This is a genomic window from Arenibacter sp. 6A1 (assembly GCF_012272855.1).
Classification (GTDB): Bacteria; Bacteroidota; Bacteroidia; order Flavobacteriales; family Flavobacteriaceae; genus Arenibacter.
On record NZ_JAAXCQ010000010.1, the window covers coordinates 92376 to 104960 of the forward strand.

The 12585-nt window shown below is 36.0% G+C and carries 9 protein-coding genes; 8 read left to right on the forward strand and 1 reads right to left on the reverse strand.

The features are described from left to right. Nucleotide 1: 1 nt before the first annotated feature. From HCG49_RS10955 to HCG49_RS10990, 8 genes are all read left to right on the forward strand, one after another. Nucleotides 2-1327, forward strand: a complete 1326-nt coding sequence (locus HCG49_RS10955; protein ID WP_168469577.1) for a (Fe-S)-binding protein — start codon at nucleotides 2-4, stop codon at nucleotides 1325-1327. Between the two features lie 17 nt (nucleotides 1328-1344). Continuing rightward, nucleotides 1345-2136, forward strand: coding sequence for a (Fe-S)-binding protein (locus tag HCG49_RS10960; protein ID WP_168469578.1), 792 nt, complete (start codon nucleotides 1345-1347; stop codon nucleotides 2134-2136). A gap of 91 nt (nucleotides 2137-2227) precedes the next feature. After that, nucleotides 2228-2710, forward strand: coding sequence for an ABC transporter ATPase (locus HCG49_RS10965; protein ID WP_168469579.1), 483 nt, complete (start codon nucleotides 2228-2230; stop codon nucleotides 2708-2710). Nucleotides 2711-2806: 96 nt separating this feature from the next. Continuing rightward, complete coding sequence (locus tag HCG49_RS10970; protein ID WP_168469580.1) at nucleotides 2807-5722, forward strand: glycoside hydrolase family 3 N-terminal domain-containing protein; 2916 nt, start codon at nucleotides 2807-2809, stop codon at nucleotides 5720-5722. 220 nt (nucleotides 5723-5942) lie between these two features. Next, on the forward strand, nucleotides 5943-7085 hold the full coding sequence (bshA, locus tag HCG49_RS10975; RefSeq protein WP_168469581.1) for an N-acetyl-alpha-D-glucosaminyl L-malate synthase BshA: 1143 nt from the start codon (nucleotides 5943-5945) through the stop codon (nucleotides 7083-7085). A gap of 96 nt (nucleotides 7086-7181) precedes the next feature. Next, on the forward strand, nucleotides 7182-7646 hold the full coding sequence (locus HCG49_RS10980; protein WP_168469582.1) for a hypothetical protein: 465 nt from the start codon (nucleotides 7182-7184) through the stop codon (nucleotides 7644-7646). A 502-nt stretch (nucleotides 7647-8148) separates the two neighbouring features. Then, on the forward strand, nucleotides 8149-9315 hold the full coding sequence (locus HCG49_RS10985; protein WP_168469583.1) for an OmpA family protein: 1167 nt from the start codon (nucleotides 8149-8151) through the stop codon (nucleotides 9313-9315). 508 nt (nucleotides 9316-9823) lie between these two features. Next, nucleotides 9824-10990 (forward strand): OmpA family protein, encoded by a 1167-nt coding sequence (locus tag HCG49_RS10990; RefSeq protein WP_168469584.1) that lies wholly within the window; start codon nucleotides 9824-9826, stop codon nucleotides 10988-10990. Between the two features lie 426 nt (nucleotides 10991-11416). On the opposite strand, the gene HCG49_RS10995 is transcribed toward HCG49_RS10990, so the two are convergent. Beyond that, nucleotides 11417-12511 (reverse strand): GNAT family N-acetyltransferase, encoded by a 1095-nt coding sequence (locus tag HCG49_RS10995; protein ID WP_168469585.1) that lies wholly within the window; start codon nucleotides 12509-12511, stop codon nucleotides 11417-11419. Nucleotides 12512-12585 lie beyond the last annotated feature (74 nt).

Sequence of the window (12585 nt, forward strand, 5' to 3'; positions counted from 1 at the left end):
TATGGGGTACCTTCCTAATATTGTATTTGCAATTATATTGATTATAGGGATTGGTTATTTTACCAGGAACATTCAAAAACTATCACGAAACATTAAACTGGGTAAAGATGTCGATACCAGTGATGACAAGGCCCAACGATGGAGCAATATGTTGCGAATTGCCTTCGGTCAATCAAAGATGGTCGTAAGGCCAATTCCTGGGATTCTGCATATTATTGTGTATTTGGGGTTTGTAATCATTAATTTAGAAGTTTTAGAGATCATAATCGATGGTCTCTTTGGTACTCATAGGATATTTGCCTTTCTAGGAAGCGGATATGATGTGTTAATAGCATCCTTTGAAGTACTAGCTGCCTTAGTTATCGTAGCGGTAGTCGTTTTTTGGATCCGTCGAAATATTATAAAGTTAAAGAGGTTCCTAAACCCTGAAATGAAAGGTTGGCCTAAAACTGATGCCAATTGGATTCTATATATAGAATTTGTTCTAATGCTTCTTTTTTTAACCATGAATGCAGCCGATTTACAGCTTCAACAAATGGACGTTGCTCACTATACCAAAGCCGGTGCATTCCCGATAAGTCAGTTTATAGCGCCTCTTTTCCAAGAAATGTCCATAAGTTCTATTATAATTGTAGAACGAGTAGCTTGGTGGTTACATATAAGTGGTATATTAATGTTTTTAAATTACCTGTACTATTCCAAACATCTTCATATTTTATTGGCTTTTCCGAACACCTATTACGGAAAAGTAAAGCCTAAGGGTCAATTTGAAAATTTAGAGGCTGTTACCAATGAGGTGAAATTAATGATGGATCCTTCGGCAGATCCTTTTGCGGCGCCCGATGAAAATGCCCCGGTACCCGAGAAGTTTGGAGCCTCGGATGTACAGGATTTAAATTGGGTTCAATTGCTAAATGCCTATACCTGTACAGAGTGTGGGCGTTGTACCAGTGAGTGCCCTGCCAACCAAACCGGAAAAAAATTATCTCCTCGTAAAATTATGATGGATACCCGGGACAGGTTAGAAGAGGTAGGCAAAAACATTGATGCTAATAAGGGGCAGTTTGTGGCCGATGGTAAGCAATTGTTGGGCGATTATATTTCACAGGAGGAACTATGGGCTTGTACTACTTGTAATGCTTGTGTCGAGGCTTGCCCGGTAAGCATCGATCCGTTGTCCATTATTATGGATATGCGCCAATATTTAGTAATGGAGCAATCCGCAGCGCCCTCAGACCTAAATAATATGATGGGAAATATAGAAAATAATGGAGCACCATGGCCGTTTAACCAAATGGATAGGCTTAATTGGTCTAAAGAATCATAAAAAAGGAATGCTATAAAATGGAAAACGAACTGAAAGTGCCAACAATGGCAGAACTTTTTGCAGCAGGCGAACAACCAGAAGTTTTATTTTGGGTGGGCTGTGCTGGTAGTTTTGATGATAGGGCAAAAAAAATAACAAAAGCATTTGTAAAAATATTAAACAAAGCGGCAGTGAAATTTGCAGTTTTGGGCACGGAAGAAAGTTGTACTGGCGATCCGGCAAAAAGAGCAGGAAACGAATTTTTGTTTCAAATGCAAGCAGTGACAAATATTGAAGTGTTAAATGGCTATGGGATAAAAAAAGTCGTAACGGCATGTCCACACTGTTTTAACACAATTAAAAATGAATATCCGGGGCTGGGCGGCGATTATGAAGTAGTTCATCATACCCAGTTTTTAAAACAATTGTTAACAGAAGGCCGTATTAGTATGGAAGGCGGTCAGTTTAGAGGTAAGAGGATTACTTTTCACGACCCTTGTTATCTAGGAAGAGCCAATAACGTTTACGAAGCGCCGAGAGATCTGATCAGAAAATTAGATGCGGAGTTGGTAGAAATGAAGAGCTGTAAATCTAGAGGGTTGTGTTGTGGGGCCGGAGGAGCGCAAATGTTCAAGGAGCCAGAGAAAGGTTCAAAGGATATAAATATTGAACGTACCGAGCAAGCCTTGGAAACACAGCCAGAAATAATAGCCGCAGGTTGTCCTTTTTGTAACACTATGATGACCGATGGGGTGAAAAATAAAGAAAAAGAATCTTCTGTAGCGGTAATGGACATTGCAGAGCTGATAGCTACCGCAGAAGACTTATAATCAAGTGAATTATTTAGTATTTAGTGACCACTAAAACTATTGGCCAATACCAAAAACCAATTAACACAATTCAAAAAAAAACAAAAAAAAGATGTTAGTAGATTTCTCTTCATTACCGGATGAATCAAGGGTTTGGGTGTTCCAAGCAAGTCGAAGTTTTACAGCAGACGAATTAGAAAAGGTACAGCTGCAATTAAACGAATTTATTGCCAACTGGACAGCTCATGGGAGCGATTTACATGCGGGATATGAAATAAGATATAATAGATTTATTATTCTGGCCTTGGACCAATCCATAACTATGGCATCTGGATGTTCCATTGATGCCTCGGTACGTTTTATTCAAGAATTGGAGAAAGAATACAATATAGAGCTATTAGATAAAATGAATGTTTCTTATAAACAAGGAGAGTTTATAGCCTATAAACCATTGATCGACTTTAAGAAAATGGCAAAGGATAAGGCTGTATCCAAAAACACTATTGTGTTTAATAATTTGGTTACCAATAAACAAGAGTATCTTAGCCATTGGGAAGTGCCGGCAGAAGAAAGTTGGCATGCTCGCTTTATGTAATTAAATACTTCCAAAACATATTTTTCTGGCTCGGTCTTTGGTGCTTACTGCTAGAGTATACTGTTGTATATCCAATTTTTCATAGACAGATTTTTTATGCGTAATACCCTCTTTTTTGTAATTTTTTTTATTTCCTTATTTTTAGCCCATAGTCAATCTAATCCTTTAGTAACCAAGGATAGTTTACTTCAGCAAAAATGGGTCGATGCGACCTATAATAAAATGTCTCTAGATGAAAAGTTGGGGCAATTATTTATGGTAATGGTTACATCGGATCAGACAAAAGCCAGTACAGAAAGAACTAAGAAATTAATTCAGGATCATCATCTCGGGGGTGTTATTTTTTCTACGGGCGGTCCTGTACGCCAAGCACAGCTCACCAATGAATTCCAACAGAATGCTAAAATTCCATTATTAATAGGAATGGATGCAGAATGGGGGCTAGCAATGCGTTTAGATTCTACCTACGCTTTTCCTTGGAATATGACCCTAGGGGCAATTAAAGATAACGGCATAGTAGAAACTGTGGGACGTCAAATTGGTAAACATGCAAATAGATTAGGGGTGCACATTAATTTTGCACCCGATATCGACATCAATATAAATCCAAAAAATCCCATCATCGGGAACAGATCTTTTGGTGAGGATAGAGATAATGTTGCAGAAAAGGGTGTTGCATTTATGAAGGGAATGGAAAGCGCTGGTGTGCTTTCAAGCGGGAAACATTTTCCTGGGCATGGAGATACAGCTGTGGATTCACATAAAAGTTTGCCGATAATTGATTTCTCTAAACAACGTTTAGACAGTATAGAGTTATATCCTTATAGAAAACTAATAAAGGAAGGCCTTAGCAGTGTCATGGTAGGGCATTTAAGCGTGCCTAGTCTTGAGATTAAAGAGGGATACCCTTCTTCCTTGTCAGAACAGATTATTTCTGGACTTTTAATGGAAGAATTAAATTTTAAAGGCTTGGTGTTTACAGACGCATTGAATATGAGAGGGGTTTCTAATTTTGCCAAAGAAGGTGAAGTAGAACTCTCTGCTTTTCTAGCAGGTAACGACATTTTATTAATGCCGATAGATGTTCCTAAGGCAAAGGCTAAACTTCTAGAATCTTATAATAAAGGAAGGATTACTGAAAAGAGGCTGGCTCGTTCTGTAAAGAAAATCCTTATGGCTAAATATAAGGTAGGCTTGCAACAATATGAGCCAATAAAAATAAACAACCTTTATAACGATTTAAATTCTATTGAAGACGATCTTATTTATGAAGAAGCCATAGAAAATGCTATAACAGTCATAAAGAATGATTCTGATGTATTAGGCATTAAAAATTTAGAAAATAAGAAGATTGCTTATGTAAAGTTTGGGGAGGATGATAACAAGCCCTTTTTGGAAGAACTGAACAAATATGCAAAGGTTACCCAGGTGAATGCTAGAGATTTAGCTACGGTCAAACAAAAATTAAAGGACTATAATTTAGTGATTATTGGTCTGCATAAAAGCAATTCAAGTCCATGGAAAGCTTATAAATTTTCTTCAAACGAATTATTATGGTTAAAAGAAATTGCCAAAGAGCCAACTTCTAATCTTATTCTTTCTGTATTTGCCAAGCCATATGCGCTTATAGATGTACAGTCCTTTGAAGGTATAGATGGCATAGTGATGGGGTATCAAAATAGTGTCATCGCACAAGAAAAAGCAGCTCAATTAATTTTTGGGGCAGTACCGGCCAAGGGAATCTTGCCAGTGACGGTAAGTCCGGAATTTCCTGTCGGAACTAGTATAGGATTGAATTCCTTAAAACGATTGGGATATAGCTTGCCTGAGCGTGTTGGAATGAGTTCTACTAAATTGGCCAGGATAGACGAATTAGTGGAGAATGGATTAGATTCGCTAATGTTTCCAGGGGCTCAGGTGTTGGTGGCTCGAAAAGGCAAGGTCGTTTATAATAAAGGATTTGGGAAACCTACCTATGACGCCAAAGAAAAAATCACCCCTGATCATTTGTACGACCTAGCCTCATTGACAAAAATATTGGCGACTTTACCTTTAGTAATGAAAATGGAAGAAGAAGGGAAATTAGGTCTAAATAATACGTTCGAGGAACTTGTTCCGTCTTATTCATCTTCGGAGCTTAAAAATGTAACGGTTTTAAAAGCCCTTTCCCACTATGGTAGATTACCGGCATGGATAGCGTTTTATCTCAGTACCATGGACAATGATAGGAAACCATCCAAGGAGTACTATAGAAATCAATCATCTAGTGGCTTTTCGGTAAAAGTGGCAGAGAATCTTTATATAGCGAATGTTTATGCAGATTCTATCTATAATAGAATAGGAAGGCAAAAGCTTAAGGCAAATAGATATCGTTATAGCGATTTGGCTTATTTTGTTATGAAAAAATATATAGAAGATACTTATAAACAAGGTATTGATACGTTGATCGATGAGTTTTTGTACGCGCCTTTAGGTGCCTTGAACACATCATACAACCCTTTAGAGAAATATGACAAAAATAAAATAGTACCTTCCGAAGAGGATAATTACTATAGATACCAAACTATTCATGGGTATGTACACGATATGGGAGCAGCTATGCAAGGGGGAATAGGTGGACATGCTGGTCTTTTTAGCAATGCCAATGATGTTGCCAAAATAATGCAAATGTATTTGCAAAATGGATATTATGGTGGGAAACAGTTTTTAGAAAGCAGGACCATTAAAAAATTCAACACCTGTTATTTTTGCGATAAGGATGTAAGACGGGGGGTTGGATTTGACAAACCTGAGCCAAATGGGCTAGGAGGCCCTGCCAGTAAACTTGTTTCTAGAAAAAGTTTTGGCCATAGCGGGTTTACAGGTACCTATACTTGGGCCGACCCTGAAAAGGATTTGGTATATGTATTTCTCTCCAATAGAACCTATCCAACGGCTACCAATACGCTCTTGGTGAAATCGGGATTAAGAACTAGAATTCAAACAGCCATTTATGAGGCTATAGAGTTTTAACTATTTTATCTCAATTTAGCAAGCTCTTTGCCTTAATTAATAGGTGTTAAAGAAGCTGTCTTTACAAACAATTTATAGCAAAGTTTATAGTGGTGTGGGTTTTATAATAATCAATACGTTAATTGGTTAGAGTGGAGATACATCTATGAGTTTGGGCCGTGGTTGAAATAAATCGTACAAAAACTCTCTTAGTGTCCTCTTTTCCCTAAATTTGTAAGTAATGAAAATAGCTATAGTTTGTTATCCGACTTTTGGAGGTAGTGGCGTAGTGGCCACGGAATTAGGAATTGCTTTGGCGAATAGAGGGCATGAAGTACATTTTATAACCTACCGTCAACCAGTCCGATTAGAGTTCCTAAGTAATAAAATATACTTTCACGAGGTAAATGTCCCAGAATACCCTCTGTTTCAATATCAACCCTACGAACTGGCATTGTCAAGTAAATTGGTAGATACTATAAAGTTGCACGGGATAGAACTTTTGCACGTACATTATGCCATACCACATGCCTATGCCGGGTATATGGCAAAGAAAATGTTGGAAGAGGAAGGGATCATTATTCCAATGATTACAACCTTACACGGGACAGATATAACTCTAGTGGGGAAACATCCCTTTTACAAACCTGCCGTAACTTTTAGTATTAATAATTCCGATGTTGTGACCTCTGTTTCGGAAAATTTAAAGCAGAGTACCTTAGAGTTGTTCAATATTAAGAAGGATATTGAAGTGATTCCTAATTTTATCGATAAGAAGAAATGCAATCCAAAATTTACAGATTGTCAACGTTCCTTAATGGCAACCGATGAAGAAAGGATTATAACACATATCAGTAACTTTAGAAAGGTTAAACGTATCCCAGATGTTATCCAGATTTTTAATAATATTCAACAACAAATCCCAGCAAAACTTATCATGGTGGGAGAAGGTCCAGAAAAGGAGGGAGCTGAACGTTTATGTGAGGAATTAGGGATTTCGAATAAGGTAATGTTTTTAGGAAATAGCAATGAAATAGATAGAATATTATGTTTTTCAGATCTTTTTCTTTTGCCCTCCCAAACCGAAAGTTTTGGATTAGCCGCCTTGGAAGCAATGATTAATAAGGTACCCGTGATTTCCAGTAATGCTGGAGGTATTCCAGAGGTTAATTTACATGGAGTTACCGGATATTTAAGCGATATAGGAAATGTAGAGGAGATGGCAGAAAATGCCCTAAAAATATTAAAGGATGATGTAGTGCTGGAAGAATTTAAAATAAATGCCCAAAATGCCGCCTTGGAATTTGATATATTAAAGGTATTACCACTGTACGAAGCCGTTTACGAAAAAGCCTATTTGGCCATGTATAAGAACATTCAATAGTATTTTATGAAATGAGCATGACCGAAAACTGGTCACAATTATGAATGAAGATTAGGGAATTATGTATGACTATTAATTAACAATAAATAGCTGTAGATGAAAAGGGTGATTTGTTTTTTCTTTATTTTATTTACATCATGTACTATTTTAAAGGAAATCAATACTGAAAAAATGGAACAAGATCCCTCGAAATCAATTTCACTTGAATTAATAGTACATGATAGTCATAGCGGTATTGAATTTCAAGAATTTCGGGTCATTGAAGATTTAGGTGCCCTAAAGAAATTATTTCTCCAAATTAACAAAACCAGAAAACCAGGCTTTCCAATTCCTGAAATCGATTTTGATAAAGACATTGTGGTAGCATATTTTTCTGGACTTGGAAGCGATACAAGACCTCCAGAACTATTTTTTATCTCCGAAAATGATAGTTTGATCAAATTAGGAATTAAAGAAAAGATTGTTCCCGAATTAGTAGATACTAATGCCATTTCTACAAGTGCATTTTGTATTTATAAAATGAAAAATTCTGGTAAAATAATTTCGGTTGAGGGGTTGTAGTTATTTCTTTGGAGGGCTATTGTAAATCACGGGCAAAACCTGATTATTCCTATAAGAAATCTTTAATATATACTATTACTTTTTCTATCCTACTTTTCATTTGGCTTCATGTTTTTTACCTGTTTTCGATAACCGCTAAAGGCGGTATTTTTGTTTATTCAATGTAAAACGAACAGGTGAGCCAAGGCGAATCTGCCAAAATGCCCCTTAATTCTAATTATTCGGTTTCTTTCTGGTATTAGAAAAATTGGTTCAAAAACTTAACTCTATTAGCTTTCTTCGATAATTAAAAGAATAAGTGTTTTCGAGCTAATAAAGATTAAAATCTTCTTTCACTGACAGATCAGACGGTTAAATTAAAGTTGTAATGTCTTATAAATTCTGTATGATTCATTGTCATAGATCTACTTAAAAATAATTAAGTATTTAAATAGTTTTATTAGGAAAGATTGCGTTAAAATAATAAGTTTACGCGTTAATTTTTCAAAATTATTTTATGAAAATGAGTAGGTTTAAAGTATTGTTATTTATCCTAGTATTTACAAATGTGATTTATGCGCAGGATTTACAGTTATCACCCAAGGACAGTATTGTAAAAAATTCTTGGATGGTAGGATTAGGATATAATTTTGTAGACAATTCTAGTGGTGGGTTCAATGGATTGTTTAAAGTAGAGGAAAATTGGAATGCTGTTGCATTTCCATCTCGTCTTAGTATTGGGAAATATTTTAAAAATGGTCTTGGCATAGAGGCTATCGGTACCTATAATAAATACAAAGTTGGTAAGGTTATAGAAGGCGCTGTCAATACAATTGAAACCGATTATTTTGCCATCGATGCTAGGTTGAGCTATGACGTAAACAAGATCATTGGAGAAACAGCATGGTTTGACCCTTATGTAGGGATGGGAGCCGGATATTCGGACGCCAACAATAGAGCAAGAGGTACTATTAACGCCGTCATTGGATTTAGAACATGGTTTTCTGACCAATGGGGGTTAGATTTTAGTTCTTCTGGAAAATTTGCTATGGAGAAAAGTAAGGGCAACCATTTACAACATGCTGCCGGGGTTGTTTACCAATTTGGAGTAGAAAAGGAACTTTCTAAACGCGGACTGGAAAAATTAGCTTTAATAGAAGCCTTTGAAAAAGAAAGTCAGAGAATAGCAGATTCTCTTGCTGCTAAAAAAGCAGAGGAGGAAGCAAGGCTATTGGCAGAGAGATTGGCCTTGGAAAAAGAAAAGGCTCGATTGGCAGCTGAAGAGAAAGCAAAAAAAGATGCTGAAGAAGCTAAAAGAATACAACTCGAGGAAACTATTAAGAGCTACGGTGACGTACAATTTGCCCTGAATTCTTCTGTTCTAAACGCCAAATCTAAAGAGAGTCTACGAAAATTGGCTTCGTTAATGGAAACAAACCCAAATCTTACGATTCAAGTAAATTCCCATACCGATTCAAGGGAAGAATCAAGTTATAATAATTGGTTGTCTAAAAGGAGAGCCAAAAATACTGTAGCTTATTTAGTAAGCCAGGGAGTCAGTGCAGAAAGAATTGTTTCTGAAGCTTATGGCGAACAAAAACTCTTAAATGGTTGTGATGACAACACTCCTTGTTCCGAAGCACAGCATAAGATAAATAGGAGATCAGATTTTAAGGTGGTTAAATTTTAATGGGCTTAAAATAGTAATGATCTGTCGGCCTAAAAAGGTTGAAAGTTTTTAAAAAAGAATCCAGTGAAGTTAGCTTCATTGGATTCTTTTTGTTTAAAGAGACCCTATGAGCTTTTTTTTAAGAACATGTTTCTCATAATAATCTAGGACTATCCTTATATTAAATCGAAAATTAAAAAAATGCGGAGGCATGTTATTCTAGAATTAGAAGTAATACCCCTTCTCTTTGAAACTGAATAAATTGCAGGGATCAAAATAATTGGCAATACAGGAACTACAACTTATAATAATCTTGAATTAATTAAAGGGATATCTCTATAAGAGCCATTTATATAAATAATTGAAAAAGTTAGTTAAAAAGAATTTCGATTAAGGGACTGTAAATGGATGTTTCATCTGATTTTTTTTGTAATTTGTCGATAATCGTTCCCTTTGAATAGTATAATTAGGAGTGATCACGTTAAAGCAATAAATTTAATTGTTAATTTTTTGAAATAAATTTATGGAAATGAGTAGATCTAAATTATTGTTATTTATCCTAGTGTTTACGAATGTAATATACGCTCAGGATTTTCAGCTATCTCCCAAGGACAGTATTGTAAAGAGTTCTTGGATGGTAGGATTGGGATATAATTTTGTAGATGACGCTGATAGTGGATTAAAAGGTTTGTTTAAAGTAGAAGAAAATTGGAATGCTGTTGCATTTCCATCTCGTATTAGCATTGGAAGATATTTTAAAAATGGTCTGGGAATAGAGGCCATTGGTACCTATAATAAATACAAAGTTGGTAAGGTTGTTGAAAGCGCAGTAAACACTGTTGAAACCGACTATTTTGCGGTTGATGCTAGGTTGAGTTATGACTTAAATAAGATCATTGGTGAAACAGCTTGGTTTGATCCTTATGTAGGGATAGGAGCCGGATATACAGATGCAAGGAATAGGCCAAGGGGAACTGTTAACGCTGTGGTCGGGTTTAGAACATGGTTTTCTGACCGTTGGGGATTAGATCTTAGTTCTTCTGGAAAAATTGCCATGGACCAAGCTAAAGGCAATCATTTACAACATGCTGCGGGTGTTGTTTACCAATTTGGAGTGGAAAAGGGGCTATCTAAAAGAGGATTAGAAAAATTAGTTTTAATAGAAGCCTTCGAAAAAGAAAATCAGAGAATAGCCGATTCAATTGCGGCTAAAAATGCTGAGGAGAAAGCAAGGCTATTGGCAGAAAGATTGGCTTTGGAAAAAGAAAAGGCTCGTTTAGCTGCAGAAGAGAAGGCGAAAAGAGATGCTGAAGAAGCACAGAGAAAACAGTTCGAAGAAACTATTAAAGGGTATGGCGATGTACAATTTGCTCTTAACTCTACTTACCTTAACTCTAAATCTAGAGCGGCCCTAAAAAAGGTAGCCACGTTAATGGAAACAAACCCGAATCTTAGAATTCAGGTTAATGCCCATACTGACTCAAGAGGAGAATCCGCATATAACCAAAAGTTATCTGAGAGGAGAGCCAAAAAGACGGTAGCCTATTTAGTAGGCCAAGGAGTAAGTGCCGATAGAATCACTTTTGAAGCACATGGAGAACAACAACTCTTAAATGATTGTGATGATAACTCTCGTTGTTCAGAAGCACAGCATAAGGTAAATAGGAGGTCAGATTTTAAGGTGATAAAATTTTAAATAGTTAAACTAAATCTTATGAATAGTAAGCCGTGAGTTGTAACTCACGGCTTTTTCTGTTTGAATCATTTGGAACAATAAAATGAAATATTGTGGGGCTTCGGTTAGTGAAAGCTATTGTGGTTTATAGTTATAATAAGAAGTCATAAGTTTAAGAAAAGTAATATTCCCTGAACTTAAGCTGTGATGAAACTATTTGTTTTCTTAAATTAAGAACGATTAAAGGGGTATAAATTAAAAATAGTAAACAGGTACAGATCCTTTACAATTTAAGCCTGGTTTAGGACGCTAAGTTTGCCGTGGATATTTTTTTTGCGTTAGGGATCGCAGCGACATCCCCGCAGCAGCGCAAGGGATATAGCGAAGAGCCCGCCCGACGAAGGAGGGAACGCCCAAATAGAAATGTATCGGCTTTACATATTTGATTCAGCAGGGGTGCTTACAGTTGTATTTCGGAAAATAATTTGATAAGGTGCAGTTTTTACAAAAAGGGTTGTGGGCTACAAGAGTGTCGTATATGTCCTTATCGACTATTTTTCTTCCAGTATAAAAAATCCTATCCTTATCCTTTGGGAAGAATTCTTTTTTATAATGGTACAAACTATCGCCGTCTTCCCTTCCTCCACCAAGGAAATAATTGACGAAACCATTGTTGCGGGCCCAATTAAGAACTTCATATTTCAGAAAGTCGTTTGGGCGAGTATGAAAAAAGTCAGCCTCGGTACCGCCTAAAAAGGAATGGATGGTATTGTCTGACAATAATAGTAACTCAGCAGAAATAGCTTTGTTTCCTTTGTAAACAAGGATAAGAGCACAAATATCCGAATTTGTGTTGATTAAATTAATAAAATAGTCTAACTCATAGAAAAAGTGCGGGGCTGCCTTGTTCCTTTTCATGGTATTGATATAAATAGAATGAAACTGTTTTATAGCATCTGCAGTGATATTCTTATGGTAAATGGCGCTGGATAATTTATATTCTTGTGCTTTTCTAATATTATTTCGGACTTTTGGCTTAAAGTTTTTCCATTGTTCCTTTTCTGGGATAATGCTGCCGCAAACGTTGGATAGGGTGGCATTTACTTCCCCATTGTAACCTTTCCAATTGTGTTGCATATTAAATCGGATAAATTCTGAAACTATATTATTGTTGTTATACCATTTATCTATTTTTTTCCAAAAATTTCGCACAACTTCTTCCTTGGTGTTTTCTGCATATAAAGGACCAGAGTATCCATAAGGTGAACTTACATCCAAAAAACCCGTATCTATCTTATTAATTATCACTTTTCGAAGAAAAAAAGGCATTAATGCAACTACGGTATTCTGGTAAATGAAAACGAAATATTTTAACTCTTCATTGGGCGATTTTCCGAACAAAAGAATTTCCTTTTTATAAAGAGGGTGTGGAGGGAGTAATTTTAAAAATTCATTATACTTATCCTCGTCACCTAAAGTACTCAAATGATATACTTCTAGAGCAACGTCTTTAACTCCGGTTTCAAAAAGAATAATAGCCATTTCTTTGGGGGGTATTTTTAAATTTACTAAAAAAAAGAATAGTTGGTCTAAAAACTAGCAAATAATTGGTTTTA